The sequence below is a fragment of the Sphingopyxis chilensis genome, assembly GCF_035930445.1.
Lineage (GTDB): Bacteria > Pseudomonadota > Alphaproteobacteria > Sphingomonadales > Sphingomonadaceae > Sphingopyxis > Sphingopyxis chilensis.
Genome location: NZ_CP142394.1, coordinates 2,090,948 through 2,116,221, shown reverse-complemented (window position 1 = coordinate 2,116,221; position 25,274 = coordinate 2,090,948). Strand labels below are relative to the sequence as shown.

Here is a 25,274-nt window from a genome sequence, read left to right as displayed (position 1 = left end):
GCTAGCGCGCTCCCTCCGGCCACAGCACGACGCGCACGGTCTGGAGCAGGATCAGAAGATCGAGGAAGGGCGAATAATTCTTGGCGTAATAAAGGTCATATTCGAGCTTCACGCGCGCATCCTCGACCGACGCGCCATAGGGATAGTTGATCTGTGCCCAGCCGGTCAGGCCGGGTTTCACCATGTGCCGTTCGGCATAATAGGGCAGCTTCTTTTCGAGCTCCTCGACGAAGCTCGGCCGTTCGGGGCGCGGCCCGACGAAGCTCATCTCGCCTTTCAATACGCACCAGATCTGGGGCAATTCGTCGATACGCAGCTTGCGGATCACCCGTCCGACGCGCGTGATCCGCGGATCATTCTCGCTCGCCCACACCGCCTTGCCGGCGGCTTCGGCGTCGGTGCGCATCGAGCGGATCTTGAAGATGTCATAGGGTTCGCCGAACAGGCCGACGCGCGGCTGGCGGTAAAAGACCGGCCCGCGGCTATCGAGCACCACCGCAATTCCCGCGACGATGATCAGCGGCAGCCCCACGATCAGCACGATCAGGCTGGCAAGGATATCGAACAGGCGCTTGCCGACTTTCGAAATCCGCTGCCCCGCCGAAAAGCCGTCGGAAAAGATGAGGCCGCTCGGGTTCGTGGTCGCGAGGTCGACGCGCCCGGTCTCGCGCTCGATGAAGCTCGCGATATCGTTGACATGAACCCCCGTCGTCTTGACGCGCAAAAGGTCGTTCAGCGGCAGCGCGTTGCGGCGCTCCTCGAGCGCGAGCACGACTTCGCCGGCGCGCAGCGTCACGACATGGTCCGACAGATTGGCTATCGCATCGCGCGGGATCGCGCCGGCGACCGTCTTTTCATTGGCGCTCATTGCGATGAAGCCGACCATTTCGAGCCCGCTGCCCGGCGCGTCGGCGAGCGCCGCCAGCCGCGCGGCGCGGGGCCCGGCGCCAAGCACCAGGATGCGGCGGCGAAAGGCCTCGGTGCCTGCCGACTGGGTCAGCGCCAGCCGAATGACGAACAGCACCGCGATCGCGAAGATCATTGCATAGAGGCTGTTCGCGCGCCACAGCGTCGCGGTCGGCAACAGGAAGCCGAGCACCGAGAGAAAGATCACGCCGAGCGAGATGGCGGCCAGCAGGCGCGCGGTCGCGAAGCGCATCGAACGCAGCCCCTCGTTCCCGTACATTCCGGTCGCCATCATCGCGAGCGAATTGGACACGCCGAAGGTCAAGAGCGGCAGCCAGCGGCTTGCCAGCGGCCCGGCGTCGAACCCCGCCTGATGCGCATAAAGATGCCACGCCCCCTCGGCCGACCCGAGCAGCGCGAAAAATTCGATCAGCGCCAGCCAGACGACGGCGTGCGGGACATAATGTTTGAACAGCCGGAACATGGTCGCGAAATCCTACAGCCGAGGCGTCAACTGTCGGTTAATTTTACACTTGCTATATCGGCAATGACAAGGTGACCGGCCCCCTCGAAAGCGATAGACCCGATTTATGACGCTGATGATCCAGCCCGTTATCCTGTGCGGCGGCGCGGGCACCCGCCTGTGGCCCGAGTCGCGCGGCACGCGCGCCAAGCAGTTCCTGCTGCTCCACGGCCAGCGCAGCCTGTTCCGCCAGACGGTCGAGCGCACCCCCGCGGGTCCCGATTTCCTTCCCCCGATCGTCCTGTGCGGCGACGGCCATGTCGCTATGGTTCGCGAACAGATGAACGACCGCGAGGAGATGCTGCTCGTCGAACCGATGCCGCGCAATACCGCCGCTGCGATCGCGCTCGCCGTCGCGCGGGCGGATGCCGATACGCTGTTGCTGGTCATGCCCAGCGACCATGTCATCGCCGACGTTCCCGCCTTTCACGCCGCGATCGCCAAAGGGGTGCGCCTCGCGCAGCAGGGCTGGATCGTCACCTTCGGCATCACCCCCGACCGCCCCGAAACCGGCTTCGGCTATATCGCCGCCGGTGCGCCGCTGGGCGGCGCTGACGAAGATGGGGGCTTCGCGGTCGATCGCTTCGTCGAAAAGCCGCCGCTGGAGGAAGCCGAAGCGATGCTCGCGGCTGGCGGCTATAGCTGGAACGCCGGCATTTTTCTGTTCCGCGCTGCGCGAATGCGCGACGCGATGCTCACCCATTGCCGCGCGATCTTCGAGGCCGCCGACAAGGCGGTCGCTGCGGGGATGCGCGATGGCGACGCGCTCTATGCCGACGCCATCGAATTCGCGAAGGCGCCGCCCGACTCGATCGATTATGCCGTGATGGAAAAGGACGACCGGGTCGCGGTCGTTCCCGTCGCGATGGGCTGGTCCGACCTCGGCTGCTGGCACACGATCCACGCGCTCGCCGAAAAGGATGCGGCGGACAATGCCGTCACCGGCGACGCCTTTCTCCACGACAGCCGCGGCAACCTCGTGCGCGCGGGCGACAAGCGCGTGTCGATCCTCGGCATGGACAATATTGCGGTGATCGTCGACGGCGACGACATACTGATCCTGCCGCTCGAACGCTCGCAAGAGGTCCGTGCCGCCGCCAAGGCGCGCGAATAGCCTGGAGGGGTTTTACGGCGCGCCTTCCGGAAACGCCTACAGCCGTACCATCCGCATGCCCTGCTCGCCATAGCGCGGGCCGCTTGTGCCGCCTTTCGGCGCGGCGGCGGCGATCGCGGCGAGGTCGTCGGCGGTGAGCGTTACGCCGGCGGCGGCGACGCTGTCCTCCATCGTCGCCCGGCGCTTGGTGCCGGGGATGGGGACGATATCGTCGCCTTGCGCGAGCAGCCAGGCGAGCGCGACCTGCGCCTTCGACACGCCATGGCTGTCGGCGACCGCGCCGATCGCGTCGACGATCGCGAGATTGGCGGGGAGATTCTCGTCCGAATAGCGCGGGTCGCCCCGGCGCCAGTCGCTTTCGGAAAGCTCGTCGCGGCTGCGTACCGCGCCCGCGAGGAAGCCGCGACCGAGCGGCGAGTAAGGGACGAAGCCGATGCCATGTTCGCGGCAGACGGGCAGGATCTCGTCCTCCACATCGCGTTCCCAGATCGAATATTCACTCTGCAGCGCGGTGATCGGCGCGGCCTTGGCGGCGCGGCGGATCGTTTCGGGACCGGCTTCGGAGAGCGCGATGTGGCGGACCTTGCCTTCCTTCACCAACGCCATCATCCCGCCGACCGTTTCCTCGATCGGCACATTGGGATCCACGCGGTGCTGGTAGAAAAGGTCGATCGTGTCGATGCCGAGCCGCTGGAGCGAGCTTTCGCACGCCGCGCGGGCGTTGGCGGGCGATCCGTCGACGCCGGTGATTTGCTTGCCTTCGAACCTGAAGCCGAACTTCGTCGCGATGACGAGCCCTTCGCGCTTGCCCTTGATCGCTTCGCCGAGAAGCTCTTCGTTCGAAAAGGGGCCATAGATTTGCGCGGTGTCGAAAAAGGTGACGCCTAGGTCGATCGCGCGGTGGATCGTCCGCGTCGATTCGCCCAGGTCGGCGGCCTCGCCATAGAGGATGTTGCCGCCCTTGATCATCGGCATGCAGCCGATGCCGATCGCGGAGACTTCGAGGCCGTGGCCGAGCTTGCGATATTTCATGGCGTTTCTCCTGCGGATTCGTTTTCGACGCCGTCGGCGGCATATTTGGTCGCGGCGACGTCACCGATAACATTGCCGATCGTCCGGAAGATGTCGGGAAAGGTCTCGACCGCGACGAGCAGCCCCAACGGCGCGACGGGAACCCCCATCGACACCGCGATCGGTGCGATCGAGGTGACGAAGCTGATCGAGCCGGGCAGGCTGACCGAAGAAAGCGCGGCGGCGATGGCGACCGCAAGCCCGATCGCCATCTCCCACGGCGTCAGCTCGATTCCGAACAGCCAGGCGACATAGACGACGACCGCGAGGTTCATCGCGGGGCTGGTGAAGCGGAACAAGGCGACCGCGAGCGGGAGGACGACGTCGGCCTTCTTGGGATCGACGCCGAGTTCCTCCGACGATTTGAGCATCGCGGGCAGGCTGGCGAGCGAGCTTTGTGTGCTGATCGCGACCGCGAGTGTCGGCACCATGGCGCGCAGGAAACGCGGCGGCGCGATACCGACGACGAGCCAGGCGAGCAACAGCCCGAGGATGATGCAGCAAACACCGATTCCGGAAAGGATAAGCACATAATGGACAAGCCCGCCGAAGGCCGCGACCCCGGCCTTGACCGCGAGCGCATAGCCGAGCGCGAAGACACCGATCGGCGCGAGCGCGAGCACCCAGCCGATGACGATCAGCATCGCGTCGCCGAGCGCCTTGAACAGCCCCGACAGCGTCGCGCGCTGCACGGGTTCGAGGCGGGTGATGGCGAAGGCGAAGATGGTCGTGAAGACGATCAGCGGCAGGATCGCGGTCTCGGCGGCGGCGGCGATGGGGTTGGTCGGGATTAGCGAGAGCAGGAAATCGCCGAAGGTTGGCGACGGTCCCGCCTCGGTCGTGCCGCCCAGGCCGTGACGCAAGGCTTCGGCAGCGCCCGTCGACAGCGGGAAAAGCCGCAGCAGCAGCGGGGTCATCAGCAGCGACATCAATCCCGAGATAAAGATCGCGCCGAGGAAGGTCATCACCGCGCGAAAAGCCAGCGTGCCTGCGCGCGCCGCATCGGCGGTGGCGGTGATGCCCGTGATCAGCAGCGCGACGATCAACGGGACGATCGTCATCTTGAGCGCATTGAGCCAGAGCAGGCCGATCGGTTCGATCCAGGGCAGCGAGGCGGTCCCGGCCGCCGGCGACACCAGCTCGACGCCGATCCCGAGGAGCATGCCGGCGATCAGCGCCGAAAGGATGAGCCAAGCGGATTTCAAAGCGGATTCTCCCGGCGATTTTTCTGGCCTGCTTGCCAAGCAAAAGAGGGTGACTTAGAGCACCTCCCGAAAGAAACGGGAACCGGTTTTTGGGCCGGGAAATGCTCCGCGGGGGCCATCCCATGGGACGCCGTTGCAGGCATTTGCCTGATCATCGGCCCGGATAGCAGAGGTGCAATGCGCAAATTTTTTGGAACCGACGGGATTCGCGGCCTGACCAACACGGCCCCGATGACGGCGGAGGTCGCGATGCGCGTCGGCATGGCGGCGGGCGCGCATTTCCTGCGTGGGTCGCACAAGCACCGCGTCGTGATCGGCAAGGACACGCGCTTGTCGGGCTATATGCTCGAAAATGCGCTGGTCGCGGGATTCACGAGCGTCGGCATGGACGTGGTGCAGGTCGGCCCGATGCCGACCCCGGCGATCGCGATGCTGACGCGCTCGATGCGCGCCGACCTGGGCGTGATGATCTCGGCGAGCCACAATCCCTATCAGGACAACGGGATCAAACTGTTCGGCCCCGACGGTTATAAATTGTCCGACGAGGACGAAGCGCAGATCGAGCATCTGCTGACCAAGCAGCCGACGCTCGCCGATGCCGCGCATATCGGGCGCGCCAAGCGCATCGACGACGCGCGCGGCCGCTATATCCATGCGGTGAAGCAGAGCCTGCCCGAATCGGTCCGCCTCGACGGGCTGCGTATCGTGCTCGATTGCGCCAATGGCGCCGCCTATAACAGCGCGCCGACGGTATTCTGGGAGCTGGGCGCCGACGTCGTCGCGATCGGCGTCGAACCCAATGGCACCAATATCAACGACAAATGCGGATCGACCGCGCCCGCGCTGTTGCAGGAAACGGTGGTCGCGAGCGGCGCCGATATCGGCATCGCGCTCGACGGCGACGCCGACCGGCTGATCGTCGTCGACGAAAAGGGCCGGGTCGTCGACGGCGACCAGATCATGGGCCTGATCGGCGCGAGCTGGGCGCGCCAGGGGCGGCTGAAGGGCGGCGGCGTCGTTGCGACGGTGATGTCGAACCTTGGCCTCGAACGCTTTCTGGAGGGGGAGGGGCTGCGGCTCGAGCGGACCAAGGTCGGCGACCGGCATGTGCTCGAACGGATGAAGGAAGGCGGCTTCAACGTCGGCGGCGAGCAATCGGGGCATATGATCCTGTCGGACCATGCGACGACGGGAGACGGTACGCTCGCGGCGCTGCAGGTGCTTGCCGAACTTATCGCGTCGGGCAAGCCGGCGAGCGAATTGCTGCACCAGTTCGACCGGGTGCCGCAGCTCTTGAAGAATGTCCGCTTTGCCGGCGGCAAGCCGCTCGAGGACAAGCATGTCATCGCCGCGATCGCCGAGGGCGAGGCGACGCTCGACGGCCGCGGCCGCCTTGTCATCCGTCCGTCGGGCACCGAGCCGCTGATCCGCGTGATGGCCGAAGGCGACGACGCGGGGCAGGTCGAGCAGGTCGTCGACATGATTTGCAACGCCGTGCGCGCAGCGGCGGCCTAAACCTTTTATTTTTGGAACCGAAAGAGACTGAACATGCTAGAAATGCGACCCGATTGCGAAAAGTGCGGACGCAATCTGCCCGCCGACATCCACGGTGCCTTCATCTGTTCGATGGAGTGCACTTTCTGCGCGAACTGTGCCGACAAGCTCGACGAACTTTGCCCCAATTGCGGCGGCGACCTGCTCGACCGGCCGCTTCGCGAAGGTGCGATCCTCGCGAAATACCCCGCTTCGACGGAGCGAAAGCATAAGGGGTGACCGCGCGCGTCCTGATCATTGCCGGATCGGATAGCGGGGGCGGCGCGGGCATCCAGGCCGACATCAAGGCGGTGACGATGCTCGGCGGCCACGCGATGACGGCCATCACCGCCATCACCGCGCAAAATACGCTGGGGGTGCAGCGCGTCCACCCGGTGCCGGCCGATATGGTGCTCGCCCAGATCGACAGTGTCGCGTCGGATATCGGCGTCGATGCGGTCAAGATCGGGATGATCGGGAGCGCACAAACCGCCGCCGCGGTCGCCGAGCGCCTGTCGCGGCCCGACCTGGCGCAGGCGGCGCTGGTATTCGATCCGGTGATGGTCGCGACGAGCGGATCGGTGCTCGCCGACGCGGCGACGATCGCCGCGTTCAAGGCACTGCTCGATCGTGCGACGGTTGTGACGCCAAATTTGCCCGAACTGGAAGTCTTGGGCGGCGAGGAGGCGGTGCTCGCGCACGGCTGCTCGCTGCTGATCAAGGGCGGCCATGCCGAAGGCGAGACGGTGACCGACCGCCTGCTCGAAACGGGCGAGGGCGAGGTTGCGCGCTGGGAAGCGCCGCGGATCGACACGCCGCACAGTCACGGCACCGGCTGCACGCTGGCGAGCGCGATCGCGACCGGGTTGGCGCAGGGGATGCCGCTCGAGCCCGCGATCGCGCGTGCGCGCGATTTCGTGCGGCTGTCGCTGCTCGACGCGCCGGGGCTGGGGCAGGGGCATGGTCCGATGGGGCAGCAGTTCGTGCGCAACGACGGGCTGTTCACCGGCCCGGCGCTCAACCAGATCACCTTGCCCGCCAGCGATTATGCGGTGTCGGTCGCCTTCTACAAACAGATGGGGTTGACGCAGATCGTCGATAGCCCGGACAATGGTTATGCGCGGTTCGAGGCCGCGAACGGCGTCACGCTGTCGATCCATGTTGATGAAAGCGTCGGCGACGGTGCGGCGGGCGGGGCGACGGCCTATCTCGAGAGCGGCGCGCTCGATGCGTGGGTCGCCTATCTGGCGCGGCGCGGGGTGCGGTTCGACCAGATGCCCAGGGATGAGCAGTGGGGTTGGCGCGAGGCGCGGTTGACCGATCCGGCGGGCAATCGTCTGTGCCTGTATCAAGCAGGCGAGTACCGGAGGTATCCGCCGTGGCGGGTGTAAAATTCGAAACGACATCATGGGTCCGTTCTGGAGCGACGCACATGATCGTCGGCGTCGACGAGGCTGGCCGCGGGCCGCTCGCGGGGCCGGTCGTCGCGGCGGCGGTGCTGCTCTGCGAGGGCGGTATCGCGGGGCTCGACGACAGCAAGAAACTGACCGCGAAACGCCGCGGTGAACTCGAAATCGAGATCAAGGCGCGCTGCCGCTGGGGCATCGGCGAGGCGAGCGTCGCGGAGATCGACTGCATCAACATCTTGCAGGCGACCTTGCTGGCGATGACGCGCGCGGTCGAGGCTTTGGGGTTTGACCCGCACGAGGTTCTCGTCGACGGCAACCGCCTTCCCAAATGGCGATACAGCGCGCGCGCGATCGTCGGCGGCGATGCGCTCCACCCGTGCATTTCGGCGGCGAGCATCATCGCGAAGGAGCATCGCGACCGCTTCATGATTGCAAAGGCGCGCGATTTTCCTGGCTTTGGCTGGGAAACCAACATGGGTTATGGTACCGCGCAGCATCTCGCGGCGCTGCGCCAGCATGGCCCCACGCCGCTCCATCGGACCAGTTTTGCCCCGGTCGCACAAATGCAGCTGGTCTGAAGCCCGACAGCAAAAGGGGGGGAAGGCGATGAGCAGGGGATTTACGGCCGACGACGTGTCGGCCCAGACCGGCCGCACCGTCCTTGTCACCGGTGCCAATGCCGGGCTTGGCTTCGAGGTTTCCAAAGTGCTGGCGGCGCGGGGCGCGCATGTGATCCTTGCCTGCCGCGATACCGCGAAAGCCGAGGCGGCGATGGACCGCATCCGCGCCGATGTGTCTGACGCGATATTGTCGTTCCAGCCGCTCGACCTCGCCGACCTCGATCAGGTGAAGGAGGCGGCCGCGGCGGTGCTCGCGGGGCCGCGGATCGACGTGCTGGTCAATAATGCCGGGGTGATGATCCCGCCGAGGACGCTGACGAAGCAGGGCTATGAGCTGCAATTCGGGGTCAATCACCTCGGCACCTTCGCCTTCACGGGATTGGTGCATCGCCATGTCGACGACCGTATCGTGGTCACGGGCAGCATCGCACACCGGAACGGCGAAATGGATTACAGCGACCTGTCGGCGTCGCGCAGCTATCACAATTGGGCGCGTTACCAGATGAGCAAGCTTGCGAACCTGCTCCATATGTTCGAACTCGACCGGCGGCTGGGCGCCGCGGGACGGGCGACGCAGGCGATCGGTTGCCATCCCGGCGTCGCGACGACCGAATTGCAGCGGCATTTGCCGCTGCCCTTGCGTTATATGACCCCGCTTGCCGCGCCTTTCTTCAACAGCGCCGCGCAGGGGGCGTGGCCGACCTTGCAGGCCGCAACCGGCGCGCATGTGCAGGGCGGCGATTATCTGGGGCCGCAGGGACTGGGCGAAGTGTCGGGGCGGTCGGGCCCGGCACGCGCGAGCCGCGCGGCGCGCGATCCGAAACTGGCGCGCGAGCTGTGGGAGCGGTCGGTCGAGCTGACCGGGGTTGATCCGGGGCTGTAATCCTCCGCGACGAAATTTTTTTCGCCGGTGAGTCCTCATCGCCACACCACCAGTGGTTGAGTCCGCGAGTCGCCCACGACTCCATATGGTGTGTCAGACTCCTTTCGTTCTCATCGCATTAACCATTTAGAGAGCGGGAATCCCTAGAGTCCGGCGCTTGACGGCGGGTGTTGCCGGACTCATCAGGGCCTTCTTACGAGCAAGGAACGGGGTGAAGCATGGGTGTGATGGAACGGGTCAAGGCGCCGGCGACGAAGCAACGGACGCCGAAGGTCGACCCTGCGGACCTGCCGCTCGACAGCATATTGCAGGGCGATTGCGTCGAGATGATGCGCAGCCTGCCCGCGGCGTCGGTCGACATGATCTTCGCCGACCCGCCCTATAATCTCCAGCTTGGCGGCGACCTTCTGCGCCCCGACGGCAGCCAGGTCGACGCGGTCGATGACGAGTGGGACAAGTTCGACAGTCTCGCGACCTACGACCGCTTTACCCAGGCCTGGCTCAAGGAAGCGAAGCGCATCCTGAAACCGAACGGCAGCATCTGGGTAATCGGCAGCTATCACAACATCTTCCGCGTCGGCACCGCGCTGCAGGACAATGGATACTGGATCCTCAACGACATCGTGTGGCGCAAGGCGAACCCGATGCCCAATTTCAAGGGCACGCGCTTCACCAACGCGCACGAGACCTTGATCTGGGCGTCGATGGGCGAGAAATCGCGCTACACTTTCAACTATCGAGCGATGAAGACGCTGAACGACGAACTCCAGATGCGGTCCGACTGGCTGATCCCGATCTGCGGCGGGCAGGAGCGGCTCAAGAAGGGCGGCACCAAGGTGCACCCGACGCAGAAGCCCGAGGCGCTGCTCTATCGCATCCTGCTCGCCTGTTCGAACCCCGGCGACGTGATCCTCGATCCCTTCTTCGGCACCGGCACGACGGGCGCGGTCGCGAAGCGCCTCGGCCGCCATTTCATCGGTATCGAGCGCGAGGATGATTATATCGCCGCGGCGAACGAACGCATCGAGCTGGCGCTGCCGCTCGACGAAAGCGCGGTGAAGACGATGATGGCGCCAAAGGCTGCGACGCGCGTCGCCTTCGGCACGCTCGTCGAATGCGGCATGATCGCGCCGGGAACGGTGCTGACCGATACCAAGCGCCGCTGGAAGGCGAAGGTGCGCGTCGACGGCAGCCTCGATTGCGAGGGCCAGGCACCGGGATCGATCCACAAGGTCGGCGCGGGCGTGCAGGGCGCGCCGAGCTGTAACGGCTGGACCTTCTGGCACGTCGACACCGGCAAGGAACTGCGCGTGATCGACGCGGTTCGGCAGGACTGGTTGCTGGCGAACGAGGCCTGACATCACATCGTCATTGCGAGGAGCGGAGCGACGAAGCAATCGCCCGCTATCGGCGCGCGACCCCGTTGGCTGGAGATTGCTTCGCTTCGCTCGCAATGACGGATAGGGGATAAGCATGTTCCAGCCACTCACCAAGTCCGACCTCGGCAAGACGTGGGAAGATGCGCGCGTCTATCTGCGTCCGACCTGCTTCGTCGATCGTCCGCATGAGCTGGATGAGGGCGCGCTGCGGATCGCCGACACGATGGTCTGGTTTGCGGCATGGCACGTCAGCCTGCGCGACAATGATATGGTCAAATCGGCGATCATCCCCGTCTGCGAACTCGACGACTGGATCGCGGCGATGCCCGACCGACTGGCCGAAACGGCAAGAGTGCAGCGGGCCGGCGTGACGCGGCCGCGCGGTAACCTGCAACTCGGCGAGCGGACGATCCGGCTGGGCGAACCGCAACTGATGGGCATTTTGAACGTCACCCCCGACAGCTTTTCCGACGGCGGCAAGCATGTCGATGCCGCCGCCGCGGCCGAAGCGGGCTTTGCGATGGGTGCCGCGGGCGCGGCGATCATCGATGTCGGCGGCGAATCGACGCGGCCGGGCGCGCCGCTCGTCTGGGAAGGCGACGAGATCAAGCGCATCGAAGGCGTAGTCGCGGCGCTGGCCAAGGGCGGCGTCGCGGTGTCGATCGACACGCGCAAGGCCGCGGTGATGGAGGCGGCGCTCGCCGCGGGGGCGCGGATCGTTAACGATATTTCGGCGCTGCGCTATGACGACCGCGCGATGGATGTGGTGGTTCAGGCCGGTTGTCCGGTGGTGCTGATGCACGCGCCGTCGGCAAAGAGCGATCCGCATGAGGGCGGGAATTATTCGCACGTCCTGTTCGACGTCTATGACATGCTCGCCGAGCGCGTCGCGGCGTGCGTCGCCGCGGGGATCGACCGCACGAAGATCATCGTCGATCCGGGGCTCGGTTTCGGCAAGGGGGTCGGCGAGAATCTGACGCTGGTGAACGGGCTCGCGCTGTTCCATACTTTGGGCTGCCCGATCCTGTTCGGCGCGAGCCGCAAGCGGATGATCGGCGCGCTCGACAATGAAGCGCCCGCCGACCAGCGCCTCGGCGGCACCGTCGCGCTGCACTATCAGGCGGCGGCGCACGGCGCGCAGCTGCTGCGCGTCCACGACATCGCCGAGAACCGGCAGGCGCTGCGCGTATGGCGCGGGCTGAGGGATGCGGCGCTGACCGCCTAATTCCCGTCCCGGCGTGCTTTCTTGCCGCGCTCGACCTCGGTCGCCAGCGCCTCGAACCTTGGCTCCCACGTCCGTCTGAAACGCTGGATCCACGCGTCGATCTCGTCGAAGCGCGCGGGCGCGACAGCATAAAGCCGCCGTCTGCCGTCGGCCTCCGACGTCGCGAAGCCACTATCGCGGAGAATGCGCAGATGCTGCGATACGGCTGGCTGCGAGATGCCGAATTCGGCGGCGATCACATCGACGATCTCGCCCGACGCGCGCGCTCCGTCCGCGAGCAGCTCCAATATGCGGCGGCGAACCGGATCGCCGAGGATATCGAAGGCGTGGCTCATTCGGGCGCGGCGGCGCCGGTGTAGAAGGCGGTCGTGCTGGCGCCCGCGCGGTTCGCGGCCTCCTCATCGGTTCCGTAAGCGAGCGAAGCGGCGGTCCAGGCGTCGCTGCTCGAAGTCGCGAACGTTCTGCCTTCGTCGCTCAGCGGCCAGGTCTCCTCGGCGAAGCGCTCCTTCACGGCCTCCCCGGTTTCGAGGTGCCACGCGAGGCCGAGCAGCGACAGATCCCAACCAACTCCGACCGCACCTGGCCCGAACCTGTCCCAGAACTCCTCGGACTTGTCGTCCAGCGGCGCAATATGCCTCAGAGTCAGCTGCGTCGCCTCGCCGGCTTCGGCCAACTCGACCTCCACCCAGCTCGTCCCGCCCCCGAACTCCCAGGTGAGCGCGAAGCTCCTCGGCGGCTCGCACGCGATGACGGTGCCGCCGGCATTGCCCTTGATCTGATATTTGCCGCCGAGTTCGAGGTCCCCGTCAACGGGAGCGAACCAGCGCGGAATGCGCGCCTTGTCGGTGATCGCATTCCACAGATCGTCGATATCGGTCGCATAGGCGCGCGAGGCGACGACTGCACGGCAGGGTTGGCCCCCGTGGGTCACATCCTCGACCTTGCGGACGACCATGGCGGCCTGGGTGGTGGTATCGAACGGCATGATGATTCTCCCGATTGGCGTGGGATCGTCATATAAGCTCAAACTTATATATCAAGCGCGATCGGCTCGGCCGAGCCGGTCGCGCGTCAGGCCGCGGTGTCGATCCCGAGATCGCTCAGCTTGCGGTAGAGCGTCGAGCGGCCGATGCCGAGGCGGCGGGCGACTTCGCTCATGCGGCCGCGATAATGGCCGATGGCGAGGCGGATGACGTCGGCTTCGATCTCTTCGAGCGGCCGCAGGTTGCCGTCGGGGAGGTACAGCGTAATGCCGATCGCCTCGCCGTTGATCGCGACTTCGCCGTCGCTGCTCACCCCGCCGCCGAGCGCGGCCTCGATGGCGCGGAAATCGGCGCTGGTGAGCACGTCGGTCTTGCTCTCGACCGCGGCGCGGAACAGCACGTCCTGCAACTGGCGGACATTGCCCGGCCAGGCGTAGGCGGCGAGCAGGCGCAGCGCATCGTCGGTGACGCCGATCGGGCCCATGCCGGGCAGCCCGCCGATGCGCGCGAGAAGATGGCGCGCGAGCGGGCCGACGTCGCCGCGGCGCTCCGAAAGCGAGGGCAGGGTGAATTGCGCGCTCGACAGCGCGTAGAACAGGTCCTCGCGGAAGTGGCCCGCCTCGATCAGCTTGTCGAGCGGACTCGTGCTCGTTGCGATGATGCGGACATCGACGCTCTGGCGAATCGACCCGCCGATCATCTGCACTTCGCCGCTATTGAGGAATTCGACGAGCTTCGCCTGCGTTTCGAGCGGGATACATTCGACATGGTCGATGATGATGCTGCCGCCGTCGGCCTGGACGAGCCGGCCGACCTGGCGGTCGAAGGCGCCAGGGAAGGCGCCGCGTTCGTGCCCGAAGAGGCCCGATCCGATCAGGCCCGGCGAGACGGCCGAGCAATCGACCATGACGAGCTGGCCGCGCGCACGCGGGCTCGCGCTGTGGATCGCGCGCGCGAAGACTTCCTTGCCGGTGCCGGGCTTGCCGTTGATCATCACCGGCACGCGCGCGCGCGCCGCCTTCGCGGCGATCGCGAGCGCGCTGCGGAAATTGGGGCTCGACCCGATGATTTCCTCGAAGGCCAGCGGCGCGCGCAGTTTCTCGGTCAGCGGGCGAAGCTCGCCCTGCGGGCCGCCGGTCGATACGACGCGGTCGAGCGCTTCGAGGAGGCGGTCGGGGGCGATCGGTTTCTGGACAAAGTCGCTCGCGCCGGCGCGCATCGCACCGACCGCGACCTCGACCCCGTTGCGCATCGTGATGACGACGAGCGGCAGCGCCGGGCGCCAGCGGCGCAGTTCGGTGACGAATTCGGCGATGTCCATGCCCGGCGCGCCCTGATCGACAAGCACCGCGTCGAGCGCCATGCCCTCCTGCGTGCCGAGTTTGGCGAGTGCGGTGTCGGTGTCGGGCGCGACGATGCTGCGCCAGCCGCCGCGCGACGCCAGCGCGGCGAGAAAGCGCTGCTGGGCAGGCTCGCTGTCAACGATCATCACCATTCGCGTGTCGCGCGTGTTCGTCATCGTTTCGAATCTGCCCCCTGAACCGACATTGCTTTGGGTATGTTCTGCTGAGGGGCGCATATCTATCCGATAGGGGTAAAAGGGCGATTAAGGCCAATCCTCTTTTGCCACAGCGAAGTCCAGTGACCAAACCCGCACTTGAGCATCGCGGGGTGCGTGGCTAAGACCGGCGCGATAACCGATTCTGGGCGTCGCGCTGTGCGTTCGCGCACAGCAAAGGGCGTAATAGGGGAAAAATGATGGCACAGCAGGAAATGAAGGCAGCGAACGAAACCTATTCGGGTTTCCTCAGCCTGCTGAAAGTCGGATCGATCATCACCGCGGTGGTCACTATCTTCGTCGTCCTGCTCATCGCGTCCTGAACCGGCCGCCATGCGCATCGCCGTCCTGAAGGAACTCGCCGCGGGCGAGACCCGCGTCGCCGCAACGCCGGAAACCGTGAAGAAATTCATCGGGCTGGGCGCCGAAGTTGCCGTCGAATCGGGGGCGGGCACCGACGCCTCGGTCGCCGATGCCGATTACAGCGCCGCGGGCGCGACGGTCGGATCGCGCGCCGAGGTGCTCAAGGGCGCAAACATCATCCTCGGCGTCCAGGGCCCCGACCCCAAGACGCTGTCGGGATTTGCCGACGGGGCGTGGCTTGCCGCGGGACTCAATCCCTTTGGCGAGCGCGCGCGCGTCGATGATTATGCGAAGCTCGGGCTTGAGGCGCTCGCGATGGAATTCATGCCGCGCATCACGCGCGCGCAGTCGATGGATATCCTGTCCAGCCAGGCGAACCTCGCGGGTTACAAGGCGGTGCTGATGGCGGCAAACGCCTATGGCCGCGCTTTTCCGATGATGATGACCGCCGCGGGTACGGTAAGCGCCGCCAAGGCGTTCGTGATGGGGGTCGGCGTTGCGGGGCTGCAGGCGATCGCGACGGCGCGCCGTCTGGGCGCGCAGGTCAGCGCGACCGACGTGCGCGCCGCGACCAAGGAACAGATCATGTCGCTCGGCGCCAAGCCGATCTTCGTCGAGACGGTCGCGGGGATCGAGGGCGAGGGCGCGGGCGGCTATGCCACCGAAATGTCCGACGAATACAAGGCGGCGCAGGCCGAACTCGTGTCGTCGCATATCGCCAAGCAGGACATCGTGATCACCACCGCGCTGATCCCGGGGCGTCCGGCGCCGCGACTGATCACCGACGCGCAGCTCGCGACGATGCGGTCGGGCAGCGTGATCGTCGACATGGCGGCCGAAAGCGGCGGCAATGTCGAGGGATCGGCGCCCGGCGAGACGAAGAGGATTCACGGCGTCACCGTGATCGGCGCGCAGAATATCGCCGCGCTGATGCCCGCCGACACCAGCGCGCTGTTCAGCCGCAACCTGTTCAACTTCCTCTCGGCCTTCTGGGACAAGGAAGCGGGCAAGCCCGTGCTCGACGAGGAAATCGGCAATGCCGTGCGTCTGACGCAGGGCGGCAAGGTCGTGAACGAGCGGCTATCGGGGTAGCTGAACGATGGGTCTGTTCAGCGCCGGGGATATCGACGTCACCGGCGCGCAGGCCGAGTTTCAGGCCTGGCTGATCGACGGCGAGCGCGTGCTTGCCGCCTTCCGTACGGTTCGCGACACCGCCTTGCTCACCAACCTGCGTTTCATCTTCGTCGATGTGCAGGGGCTGACGGGATCGAAGAAGGAATTCCTCAGCATTCCGTGGCGTTCGGTCACGCGCTTTTCGTTCGAAACCGCAGGAACCTTCGACCTCGATGCCGACATGAAGATGTGGGTTTCGGGCGCCGCGACGCCGCTCGAGGTGAAGATTTCGCGCAAGAGCGATCCGCAGCATATCCACCGGCTGATGACGCAGCTGATCGTCGGTCGCTGAGACCGCCGTCATAGATCGCCACCGGGCCGTAACAAGAGCGTCATCAACCGCGTGTTGATGCCAGCCGACGGCGCTCGATTCGGGCCGCTGGCATGCTTTGCGAAGGACAGCATATGAAAATCCACCTGATCTTGACCGCCGCGGCGGCCGCGCTCGCGTTGGCGGGCTGCGGCAAGGGCGACGCGCCGGCCGACCCGGTTGCGGGCGGCGAAGGCGCGATGTCGGCCGCGATCGGCGGCGATGCGTCGGCGATGCAGGCGACGAGCACGATCGCCGCGAATCTCGCGGCCTCGCCGAACCACAAGTCGTTGACCGCCGCGCTCACGCAGGCGGGGCTTGCCCAAAGCCTGTCGGGCGCGGGGCCGTTCACGGTCTTTGCGCCGACCGACGCCGCCTTTACACAGGTGCCGCCGGTAACGCGCGACGGCTGGATGCGTCCGGCGCAGAAGGCGGTGCTCGCCGGCGTGCTGAATTATCATATCGTTCCGGGCAAGCTGACCGCCGCCGACCTGTCCGCGAAAATCGCCGCAGGCGGCGGCAAGGCGGTGCTCAAGACCGCCAGCGGGCAGGATCTGGCCGCCACGAAAAACGGCAATGCGATCCTGCTGACCAGCAGCAGCGGCAACAAGGCGACGGTGACGGCGGCCGATCTCACCCAGTCGAACGGCGTCGTCCATGGCGTCGACGCGGTGCTGGTGCCGACCATGTAAAAATTTCGTCGCCAACGCGGCGGCAGGATATTTTATGTCGAATAGCGCCCGCATTTCCGGTCATCCGAAATGCGGGCGCCTCTTTTTGGGTGCTTTGGAGTCGACAGGCTGGACGACGCACGGCAAGAGGTGCGCGAAACGGAATCAGCAGGGGAGCGAGCCCGTGGATTTTATCGCGATTTTTTCGATTTTCGTCCTGGCGTGCTTCGTCGGCTATTTCGTCGTCTGGTCGGTGACCCCGGCGCTGCACACGCCGCTGATGAGCGTCACCAACGCCATTTCGTCGGTGATTATCGTCGGCGCGCTGATCGCCAGCGCCGCGGCGGGTTCCGCCTCGTCGAAATGGCTCGGGCTTGCCGCGGTGGTGATGGCGAGCGTCAATATCTTCGGCGGCTTTGCCGTCACCGCGCGTATGCTGGCGATGTACAAGAAGAAGGAGCGCTGAGATGGAATTTCAGTCGATCCTTGCCGCCGCAGCGGGCGGCCATGGCGCGGTGAATCCCTGGGCCGCGATCGCCTATCTGGTCTCGGGCGTCTTCTTCATCCTCGCGCTGCGCGGACTGTCGTCGCCGGCCTCGTCGCAGCGCGGCAATCGTTTCGGCATGATCGGGATGACGATCGCCGTCGTCACGACCTTGCTGACCCACGTTCCGCGCCTCGATGGCGGGGCGCTCGATAGCGTCGCGCTCGCCGAAATCCTCGTCGCGATCGGCATCGGCGCCGTCATCGGCATCGTCATGGCGCGTCGGATCGCGATGACCGCGATGCCGCAGCTTGTCGCGGCGTTCCACAGCCTCGTCGGCCTTGCCGCCGTGGCTGTCGCGGCGGCGGCCTATCTCAATCCGCAGGCCTTCGGCATCGCCGATGCCGCGGGGCAGATTTTCACCGTCAGCCGCGTTGAAATGGGCCTTGGCATCGCGATAGGCGCGATCACCTTCTCGGGGTCGGTCATCGCCTTTCTGAAGCTCAACGGCAATATGTCGGGCGCGCCGATCATGCTGCCGGGGCGGCACGTCATCAATCTCGGCACGCTCGCCGCGATCATCGGCCTCGTCGCCTATTTCACCTTCGACCAGAGTCCCTGGGTGTTCTGGACGGTCACGGGCCTCAGCTTCCTGATCGGATTCCTGCTGATCATCCCGATCGGCGGCGCCGACATGCCGGTCGTCGTGTCGATGCTGAACAGCTATTCGGGCTGGGCCGCGGCGGCGATGGGTTTCACCCTCGGCAACACCGCGATGATCATCACCGGCGCGCTCGTCGGCTCATCGGGTGCGATCCTGTCGTACATCATGTGCCGCGCGATGAACCGCAGCTTCATCAGCGTGATCGCCGGCGGCTTCGGCGGCGACGATGCGGCGGCTTCGGGCGGCGGTTCGAAGGAACAGCGCCCGTGGAAGCCGGGCAGCGCCGAAGATGCGGCGTTCCTGATGAGCCAGGCCGAGAATGTCATCATCGTCCCCGGATATGGCATGGCGGTGGCGCAGGCGCAGCACGCGCTCCGCGAAATGGCCGACCAGCTCAAGAAGGAAGGCGTCAACGTCAAATATGCGATCCACCCCGTGGCCGGGCGGATGCCGGGGCATATGAACGTGCTGCTCGCCGAGGCGAATGTTCCCTATGACGAAGTGTTCGAGCTCGAGGACATCAACGGCGAATTCGCGCAATGCGACGTCGCCTTCGTCATCGGCGCGAACGACGTCACCAACCCCGCGGCGAAGACCGACAAGACCTCGCCGATCTATGGCATGCCGATCCTCGACGTCGCCAATGCCAAGACGGTGCTGTTCGTGAAGCGCTCGATGGGCGGGGTCGGCTACGCCGGCGTCGACAACGATGTGTTCTACATGGACCAGACGATGATGCTGCTCGGCGATGCCAAGAAGATGGCCGACGACATCGTCAAGGCCCTGAGTGGTAGCGGGCACTAAGACCTGAGGCGGCAGCGGGCACTGACCCGACAACCATTGACCCGAATCGTCATCCCGGCGAAGGCCGGGATCTTGACCTGCCGTTGAATCGCGACGGTGAGACCCCGGCCTTCGCCGGGGTGACGATAAAGGGGTAGATATCACCTATGCGTAAAATCGGCCTGATCGGGGGAATGAGCTGGGCATCGACCGAGCTTTATTACCGCCATCTCAACAAGGGGGTGCAAAAGCGCCTCGGGACAGCTTGTTCGGCGCCGATCCTGATGGAGAGCCTCAACTATTGCGAGCTGTCGCGCATTACGACGGCAGAACAATGGGAGCATGCCAAGGAGGTGCTGATCGCCTCGGCGCAGCGGCTCGAGGCGGCGGGCGCGACCGCGCTGATGATCGCGGCCAATTCGATGCACAAGGTCGCCGAAGACGTCGCCGCGGCAATTTCCATCCCGTTGCTCCACATCGTCGACGAAACCGGCGAGAAGATGAAGGCCGACGGGGTCAAGGCGACCGCAGTCATCGGCACGCGCAACGTGATGACCGAGCCCTGGTTCCGCCAGCGCCTCGTTCGCCACGGGCTGACGCTCGCGCCCTATGACGCGAGCCGCGCCGACGAGATCGACCGGATCATTTACGAAGAGCTGATGCTCGGCAAGGTGAACGAAAGCTCGCGCCGGACGATGAAGACATTCATTACGGACATTGCGAAGCAGGATATCCAGGCGGTGGTGCTCGCGTGCACCGAGCTGGTGATGCTTGTCGACACCGACGCCAATGTCCTGCCGATCTATGACACGACGCGCATCCATGTCGCGGCGGGCGTCGACTGGATTCTGGGCGAGGGGTGATCTTCTCCCCTCCCGCAAGCGGGAGGGGAATTATCCCACCCGCGTCCAGGTTACCGTGCGGCAGAATACCGCGACGCAACCCTTCATCGTCAGCTTGTTGCCCTTCACGCGAAGGTGCGCCTTGTAATAGCGGCCGTCCTCGGGGCTATAGCCTTCGCCTTTCCAGCCGTCGCCGTGCGGGACGAGATCCCAATAGATCTGCAAACCCTCGACCATGCGGCCGCGCTTCGCCTTGTCGGGATTGCGTTCGTCGCGCTGGCCGCCGGGGGGCTCCTTGATCAGGAGTTCGGCAATCCGCCCGCACATCGTCGCGCCGCACTTCGTCATCGCGACGATGCCCTTGCCGTCGTCGGTTTTCCAGCGCCCGGACAGCGATGCGGGCGCCGCCGCCATGGACGGCACGGCAATCAGGGCGACAAGCGCCAAAGCAATTCTGTGAATCAAAGCGACCTCTCCCCGGTTAGCTACACATATGTCAGCAACACGCTTGGCATCCGTCAAGTCTTGCACCATGCTCCCCGAAAATTTGGGGAGAGACATATGCGATTCCATGTCCTGCGCCACCACGCGGCGACGCTTTGCATCGTGGCGGCCCTTGCCGCCCAACCGGCGGCGGCGAAAGTTATCAGCGTCAGTGCGGCAACGCCCGACGCCAATGAAAAGCTGCAAGAGGCGCTGATCCTTGCCGATCCCGGCGATGTCGTCGAATTGGGTGCGGGCGTGTGGAAGCTGACCGACGGGCTTTCGCTCGACGTCGCCAATGTCACCGTGCGCGGCGCCGGGGCGGGCGAGGGTGGTTCGGTGCTCGACTTCGCGGGGCAGCAGGGCGCGGGCGAGGGGCTGCTCGTCACCTCGGACGACGTCTTGCTCACCGATTTCGCGGTGCTCAACACCAAGGGCGACGGCATCAAGTCAAAGGGCGCCGACCGCATCGTCTATCACAAGCTGCGCGTCGAATGGACCGCGGGGCCAAAGGAAACCAACGGCGCTTACGGCATCTATCCGGTCGAAAGCAGCGACGTGCTGATCGACAGCGTGTTCGTGCGCGGCGCGTCGGATGCGGGCATCTACGTGGGCCAGTCGAAGAATATCGTCGTCCGCGATTCGATCGCGACCGAAAATGTTGCGGGGATCGAGATCGAGAACAGCTATGACGCGGACGTCCACGACAATATCGCGACGAAGAACACCGGCGGCATTTTGGTGTTCGACCTGCCGAGCCTGCCGATGCAGGGCGGGCACAATGTCCGCGTCTTCGAAAATGTCGTGAACGACAACAGTACGCCGAACTTTGCGCCCAAGGGCAATATCGTCGCGAGCGTGCCGACGGGCACCGGCGTGCTGATCATGGCGAACCGCAATGTCGAGATTTTCGACAATGTGTTCGACCAGAATGGCACCGCGAATGTGATGATCGTCGGCTATCGTTACGAGCATAAGGATCCGAAATATCAGCCGCTGCCTCGGCACATCGTCGTGCGCGGCAACCAGCATGGCAAGGCGGGTTATGCACCGAAGTTCCCCGGCGGCGATCAGATCGCGGCGGCGATGGGGGGCAGCATTCCGCCGGTGCTGTGGGACGGCGCGGGCGATGCCATCGTGCTCGACAAGGTCGGGGTGCTGTCGCTGAACCTGCCCGACGTGACGACGCCGCAGAGCGAGGCCAAGCCCGCGCCCGCCGACCTGTCGAAAGGGACGCCGCCCGCCGCGCTGCCGCCGATCAAGCTGCCCGAAAGCATGGAGGCAAAGGTCCGGTGAAACGCCTTCTCGCCGCGCTGGGAGCGGCGCTGCTATGCGCAAGCGGCGGGGCGGCCATCGTGGCGCCGGCTGTCGATCAGGCGCTGGTCGAAAGCGATGCGATGCCGCCGAAGCTGTCGGCGTTCGGGCTGTTCCGCGGCAATGATCCGAAAATGCCCGCGACCGGCATCGGCTATACGCTGCGCGCGCCGCTGTTCAGCGACTATACCGACAAGCATCGCTTCATTTCGATCCCGGCGGGCAGGAAGGCGAAGGTCGCCGCCGACGGCACGGTCGAATTTCCGGTGGGAACGGTGCTCGTCAAAAGCTTCGGCTGGGCGGACGTGAACGACGGGCGTCCGGTCGAGACGCGCCTGCTCATCCACCGCGCTGCGGGCTGGGTCGCCTTGCCCTATATTTGGGACGCCGACGGCAAGGATGCGACGCTGGCCTTGGGCGGGCGGCGCATTCCCGTGAGCTTCAAGAGCCCCGATGGCGAGACGCACAGCATTCGCTATGCGGTGCCGAACAAGAACCAGTGCAAGGAATGCCACAGCCTGAACGGCGCGATCGTGCCGATCGGTCCGAAAGCGCGCAATTTCATCCCCGACCCGGCCGCTTCCGACAAGCTTCGCAGCGTCTATTTCGAGAATCCGGCTGCATTGAAACCCGTGATGCCGCAATGGGACGATCCGAACGCCGGCAGCGTCGCGACCCGCGCGCGTGCTTATCTCGACGTCAATTGCGCGCATTGCCATAACCCCGCGGGCAGCGCGTCGAACAGCGGCCTGTTCCTGCGCTGGACCGACGACCCGACGGGCGTCAACTATGGCATCGGCAAGCGTCCGACCGCCGCGGGCAGGGGGAGCGGGGGCATGGACTTCGCGATTACGCCGGGCGATCCGGACCACAGCTTCCTGATCTATCGCCTCGAAAGCACCGACCCCGGCATCGCGATGCCCGAGGTCGGGCGATCGACGGTGCACAGGGAAGGCGCGGCGCTGCTGCGGCAATGGATTGCGGAGATGCCGAAAGCATCGCATTAGGCAGGCCATGACCCACCTCGTCCTCCACGATTATTTTCGCTCCTCGGCCAGCTTTCGCGTGCGTATCGCGCTGAACCTGAAAGGGCTCGATTATGAGCGCGTCGAGGTCAGCCTGATCGCGGGCGAGCAGCGCAGCGACGCCTATCTCGAACAGAATGCGCAGGGCTTCGTGCCGATGCTCGTCGTCGATGGGGAACCGATCATCCAGAGCATGGCGATCATCGACTGGCTCGACCGCGCCTATCCCGAACCGCGCCTGATCCCCGAAGAGGCGATGCCGCGGGCGGTCGCGCTGGCGCAGGCGCAGGTGATCGCGAGCGACATCCACCCGCTCAACAACCTCCGCGTGCTCAAATATCTGAAGCGCGACCTCGGGCTCAACGAACAGACCAAAGACCGCTGGTATCGCCACTGGATCCTCGAAGGGTTCGACGCGCTCGAGGCCATGGCGGGACAGGAGCGTTTCCTGGGCGGCGACACGCCGGGTATCGCAGACTGCTGCCTCGTCCCGCAGATGTATAATGCGCGGCGGTTCGACACGGTGCTCGACGATTATCCGCACCTCGTCGCGATCGACGCGGCGTGCATGGAATTGGAGGCGTTCCGGAAGGCCCATCCCGACGCGGTCAAGCCGGCGTGATCCGCCTTCTCGGCGGGCTTTCGGCGCTGGCGTTGCCGGCCGCCGTGGCGGCGCAGGACAGTCCGGCCGCCGCGAGCGAGGAACCGATCATCCTCCTCAACGAGACGCGCGAGACGATCGTCGTGACCGGCGCCGGCAGCCTCGCGCCGACGGCAGGCGACAGCGTCCAGGACGTCACGCTAATCCGCGATGTCGAGCCCGGACTCGGCGCGCGGGTCGAAAATCGGTTGCGCGACGAGGCGGGGATCGTCCAGTTTCGCCGCTCCGACGGTCGGTCGGCCCACCCGACGAGCCAGGGCGTCACACTGCGCGGCCTCGGCGGCAACGCGTCCAGCCGCGCGGTCGTGCTGCTCGACGGCGTGCCGCAAGCCGACCCCTTCGGCGGCTGGGTGGCGTGGAGCGGTTTCGATGCGGTCAGGCTTGGCGGCATCCGCATTACGCGCGGCGGCGGTGGGGGCGCTGACGGGCCGGGGGCGCTGGCGGGAACGATCGCGCTGCACAGCAGCATCACTGATGGCGCCGAGGCGAGCGCCGCCTATGGCTCGCGCGACGCGTTCGACCTCTCGGGCAGCGTCGGAAGCAACCTCGGCGAGGGAGCGATTGCGCTCGACGCGCGCTTCGCCGGCGGCGACGGTTTCACCCCTGTCGTCGCGGACCAGCGCGGCGCCGCCGACCGTGCGGCGCGCTATCGCCAGGGCGGAGGCGGCATCCGGCTTCAGACGCTGACAGGCGGTTCGGGGCGGATCGAGGCAACGGTGCGCGGCTTCTTCGACCGGCGCGACCGCGGCACCGATTATTCGCGGAGCCGCACCGACGGGGTCGATGCCAGCGTCCGCTACGTACTCGACCCGGGTTTCGCCGACGGCTGGCGGGCGAGCGTGCTCGCCTATGTCCAGCTTCGCGACTTCGAGACCGGCTTTGCGAGTGTCGCGGTCGATCGCGACAGCGCGAACCCCGCGCTCGAACAGCATGTGCCGGCAACCGGCCTGGGCGCGCGGATCGAACTGCGCCCCGCCTTCGGATCGCGCAACCCGCTTCGCGTCGGCATCGACTGGCGGCGGACGGTTGGCCGCACCGAGGAGGATTATTTTTTCACCGACTTCGTGCCCGGGCGCCACCGCGTGGCGGGGGGCAGCAGCGACACGCTCGGCGCCTTTGCCGAATGGACCGATTGCCTGGGGAGCGACCGGCTGTTGTGGACGGCGAGCGGCCGCCTCGACCGCTGGTGGCTGGGCGAAGGCTATCGGTTCGAAACCAATATCGGCGGCGCCCCGATCACCGACGCGCGCTTCGCCGCGCGGCAGGGCTGGGAAGCGAGCGGCCGCCTCGGCATCAAATGGACGGCGGGTCCGTTCGCGCTTCGCGCCGCGGCCTATCGCGGCTGGCGGCTCCCGACGCTCAACGAGCTTTACCGGCCGTTCCGCGTCGGCCCCGATGCGACCGCCGCGAACGAGTTGCTCGAACCCGAACGATTGTGGGGTGGGGAGATCGGCGCGGACTGGTCGGCGGGCCGAACCCGCGTGGGCGTGACCCTGTTCGCGAACCGGCTGTCGAACGCGATCGCCAATGTCACGCTCGGTACGGGGCCGGGCAATTTCCCCGGCGTGGGTTTCGTCGCGGCGGGGGCGACATACAGCCAGCGGCAGAATCTCGACGCGATCGACAGCAAGGGCGTCGAGGTGAGCGCCGAGCAGGGCATCGGGCCGCTGATCCTGCGCGCGACCTGGGCTCTCACCGATGCCAGGGTCGATGCGTCGGGAACCGCCGCGACGCTCGACGGCCTGCGTCCCGCGCAGATCGCGAAACATGGCGGCAGCCTGTCGATCCTCGCCGATCGCGGGCGGCCGTTCGGCGGCTTCGCGACGCTGCGCTATATCGGCAGGCAGAATGAGGATGATCTCGGGCTCCTCGCGCTGGATGATGCGCTGACGCTCGACGCCGGGCTGTGGTGGCGCTTATCCGATGCGGTCAGCATCGAGGCGCGCGGGGAAAATCTGTTCGACGAGCTGGTGCCCGCCGCCATCTCGTCCGCCGGCATCGTCGAGCGCGCGACGCCGCGCACCCTGTGGGTCGGTGCGCGCCTTTCTTTCTGATTTTCACGCGTTCCGCCCTTCACAGGTCCGAAACAGGC

Annotated in this window: 26 protein-coding genes; 19 read left to right on the top strand and 7 right to left on the bottom strand. The window is 66.0% G+C overall.

Features of this window, described 5'->3' with window-relative positions:
- Position 1 precedes the first annotated feature (1 nt).
- Positions 2-1,390 (bottom strand): TIGR03013 family XrtA/PEP-CTERM system glycosyltransferase, encoded by a 1,389-nt coding sequence (locus VSX79_RS09695; RefSeq protein ID WP_326913241.1) that lies wholly within the window; start codon positions 1,388-1,390, stop codon positions 2-4.
- A gap of 106 nt (positions 1,391-1,496) precedes the next feature.
- On the opposite strand from VSX79_RS09695, the gene VSX79_RS09690 reads away from it, so the two are divergent.
- Positions 1,497-2,543: a mannose-1-phosphate guanylyltransferase gene (locus VSX79_RS09690; RefSeq protein ID WP_326913240.1), complete on the top strand. Its 1,047-nt coding sequence runs from the start codon at positions 1,497-1,499 to the stop codon at positions 2,541-2,543.
- 36 nt (positions 2,544-2,579) lie between these two features.
- On the opposite strand, the gene VSX79_RS09685 is transcribed toward VSX79_RS09690, so the two are convergent.
- Positions 2,580-3,575, bottom strand: coding sequence for an aldo/keto reductase (locus VSX79_RS09685; protein WP_179495932.1), 996 nt, complete (start codon positions 3,573-3,575; stop codon positions 2,580-2,582).
- Positions 3,572-4,819, bottom strand: coding sequence for a dicarboxylate/amino acid:cation symporter (locus tag VSX79_RS09680; RefSeq protein WP_179495933.1), 1,248 nt, complete (start codon positions 4,817-4,819; stop codon positions 3,572-3,574). Before VSX79_RS09680 ends, VSX79_RS09685 begins: the two co-directional genes overlap by 4 nt.
- 177 nt (positions 4,820-4,996) lie before the next feature.
- Between VSX79_RS09680 and glmM the strand changes: the two genes are divergently transcribed.
- The 7 genes from glmM to folP all read left to right on the top strand — a co-directional run bounded on the left by glmM (position 4,997) and on the right by folP (position 11,868).
- Positions 4,997-6,334 (top strand): phosphoglucosamine mutase, encoded by a 1,338-nt coding sequence (glmM, locus tag VSX79_RS09675; RefSeq protein ID WP_326913239.1) that lies wholly within the window; start codon positions 4,997-4,999, stop codon positions 6,332-6,334.
- Positions 6,335-6,367: 33 nt separating this feature from the next.
- The gene (locus tag VSX79_RS09670) at positions 6,368-6,592 is read left to right on the top strand and encodes a DUF1272 domain-containing protein (RefSeq protein ID WP_179495937.1); all 225 of its coding nucleotides are present in this window, start codon (positions 6,368-6,370) and stop codon (positions 6,590-6,592) included.
- On the top strand, positions 6,589-7,743 hold the full coding sequence (gene thiD, locus VSX79_RS09665) for a bifunctional hydroxymethylpyrimidine kinase/phosphomethylpyrimidine kinase (protein ID WP_179495939.1): 1,155 nt from the start codon (positions 6,589-6,591) through the stop codon (positions 7,741-7,743). Before VSX79_RS09670 ends, thiD begins: the two co-directional genes overlap by 4 nt.
- Before the next feature lie 41 nt (positions 7,744-7,784).
- Positions 7,785-8,339 (top strand): ribonuclease HII, encoded by a 555-nt coding sequence (locus tag VSX79_RS09660; protein WP_179495941.1) that lies wholly within the window; start codon positions 7,785-7,787, stop codon positions 8,337-8,339.
- Positions 8,340-8,367: 28 nt separating this feature from the next.
- On the top strand, positions 8,368-9,264 hold the full coding sequence (locus tag VSX79_RS09655) for an oxidoreductase (protein ID WP_326913238.1): 897 nt from the start codon (positions 8,368-8,370) through the stop codon (positions 9,262-9,264).
- 218 nt (positions 9,265-9,482) lie between these two features.
- Positions 9,483-10,622 carry a site-specific DNA-methyltransferase gene (locus VSX79_RS09650; RefSeq protein WP_326913237.1) on the top strand — a complete coding sequence of 380 codons (1,140 nt, stop codon included), beginning with the start codon at positions 9,483-9,485 and terminating at the stop codon, positions 10,620-10,622.
- A 115-nt stretch (positions 10,623-10,737) separates the two neighbouring features.
- Positions 10,738-11,868, top strand: coding sequence for a dihydropteroate synthase (gene folP / locus VSX79_RS09645; RefSeq protein ID WP_326913236.1), 1,131 nt, complete (start codon positions 10,738-10,740; stop codon positions 11,866-11,868).
- On the opposite strand, the gene VSX79_RS09640 is transcribed toward folP, so the two are convergent.
- The 3 genes from VSX79_RS09640 to VSX79_RS09630 all read right to left on the bottom strand — a co-directional run bounded on the left by VSX79_RS09640 (position 11,865) and on the right by VSX79_RS09630 (position 14,370).
- Positions 11,865-12,203: an ArsR/SmtB family transcription factor gene (locus tag VSX79_RS09640; RefSeq protein ID WP_326913235.1), complete on the bottom strand. Its 339-nt coding sequence runs from the start codon at positions 12,201-12,203 to the stop codon at positions 11,865-11,867. The two genes, folP and VSX79_RS09640, sit on opposite strands and share 4 nt — an antisense overlap.
- Complete coding sequence (locus VSX79_RS09635; RefSeq protein ID WP_326913234.1) at positions 12,200-12,853, bottom strand: SRPBCC family protein; 654 nt, start codon at positions 12,851-12,853, stop codon at positions 12,200-12,202. The genes VSX79_RS09640 and VSX79_RS09635 overlap by 4 nt, the downstream gene beginning before the upstream one ends.
- An 86-nt stretch (positions 12,854-12,939) precedes the next feature.
- Positions 12,940-14,370, bottom strand: coding sequence for a sigma-54-dependent transcriptional regulator (locus VSX79_RS09630; protein ID WP_179495953.1), 1,431 nt, complete (start codon positions 14,368-14,370; stop codon positions 12,940-12,942).
- A gap of 239 nt (positions 14,371-14,609) precedes the next feature.
- On the opposite strand from VSX79_RS09630, the gene VSX79_RS09625 reads away from it, so the two are divergent.
- The 7 genes from VSX79_RS09625 to VSX79_RS09595 all read left to right on the top strand — a co-directional run bounded on the left by VSX79_RS09625 (position 14,610) and on the right by VSX79_RS09595 (position 19,720).
- Positions 14,610-14,732 (top strand): aa3-type cytochrome c oxidase subunit IV, encoded by a 123-nt coding sequence (locus VSX79_RS09625; protein ID WP_326913233.1) that lies wholly within the window; start codon positions 14,610-14,612, stop codon positions 14,730-14,732.
- A 10-nt stretch (positions 14,733-14,742) separates the two neighbouring features.
- Complete coding sequence (locus tag VSX79_RS09620; protein WP_179495957.1) at positions 14,743-15,864, top strand: NAD(P) transhydrogenase subunit alpha; 1,122 nt, start codon at positions 14,743-14,745, stop codon at positions 15,862-15,864.
- A gap of 7 nt (positions 15,865-15,871) precedes the next feature.
- Entirely contained in the window at positions 15,872-16,237 is a 366-nt protein-coding gene (locus VSX79_RS09615; protein ID WP_179495959.1) for a PH domain-containing protein, read from the top strand.
- Between the two features lie 113 nt (positions 16,238-16,350).
- Positions 16,351-16,947: a fasciclin domain-containing protein gene (locus VSX79_RS09610; protein WP_326913232.1), complete on the top strand. Its 597-nt coding sequence runs from the start codon at positions 16,351-16,353 to the stop codon at positions 16,945-16,947.
- A gap of 163 nt (positions 16,948-17,110) precedes the next feature.
- Complete coding sequence (locus VSX79_RS09605; RefSeq protein WP_037510628.1) at positions 17,111-17,392, top strand: proton-translocating transhydrogenase family protein; 282 nt, start codon at positions 17,111-17,113, stop codon at positions 17,390-17,392.
- 1 nt (position 17,393) lies between these two features.
- Entirely contained in the window at positions 17,394-18,878 is a 1,485-nt protein-coding gene (locus VSX79_RS09600; RefSeq protein ID WP_326913231.1) for an NAD(P)(+) transhydrogenase (Re/Si-specific) subunit beta, read from the top strand.
- Between the two features lie 146 nt (positions 18,879-19,024).
- On the top strand, positions 19,025-19,720 hold the full coding sequence (locus VSX79_RS09595; RefSeq protein ID WP_326913230.1) for an aspartate/glutamate racemase family protein: 696 nt from the start codon (positions 19,025-19,027) through the stop codon (positions 19,718-19,720).
- 30 nt (positions 19,721-19,750) lie between these two features.
- Here VSX79_RS09595 and VSX79_RS09590 read toward each other — a convergent pair whose 3' ends face one another.
- Entirely contained in the window at positions 19,751-20,146 is a 396-nt protein-coding gene (locus tag VSX79_RS09590) for a DUF2147 domain-containing protein (protein WP_326913229.1), read from the bottom strand.
- Between the two features lie 114 nt (positions 20,147-20,260).
- Between VSX79_RS09590 and VSX79_RS09585 the strand changes: the two genes are divergently transcribed.
- Genes VSX79_RS09585 through VSX79_RS09570 form a run of 4 tightly spaced genes read left to right on the top strand, consistent with a single transcriptional unit; the run spans position 20,261 to position 25,236 of the window.
- Positions 20,261-21,478: a parallel beta-helix domain-containing protein gene (locus VSX79_RS09585; protein ID WP_326913228.1), complete on the top strand. Its 1,218-nt coding sequence runs from the start codon at positions 20,261-20,263 to the stop codon at positions 21,476-21,478.
- Entirely contained in the window at positions 21,475-22,503 is a 1,029-nt protein-coding gene (locus tag VSX79_RS09580) for an SO2930 family diheme c-type cytochrome (protein WP_326913227.1), read from the top strand. Before VSX79_RS09585 ends, VSX79_RS09580 begins: the two co-directional genes overlap by 4 nt.
- Before the next feature lie 7 nt (positions 22,504-22,510).
- The gene (maiA, locus tag VSX79_RS09575) at positions 22,511-23,143 is read left to right on the top strand and encodes a maleylacetoacetate isomerase (RefSeq protein WP_326913226.1); all 633 of its coding nucleotides are present in this window, start codon (positions 22,511-22,513) and stop codon (positions 23,141-23,143) included.
- A complete protein-coding gene (locus tag VSX79_RS09570) occupies positions 23,140-25,236 on the top strand; it encodes a TonB-dependent receptor (RefSeq protein WP_326913225.1) in 2,097 nt (698 codons plus the stop codon). The genes maiA and VSX79_RS09570 overlap by 4 nt, the downstream gene beginning before the upstream one ends.
- Positions 25,237-25,274: the final 38 nt, after the last annotated feature.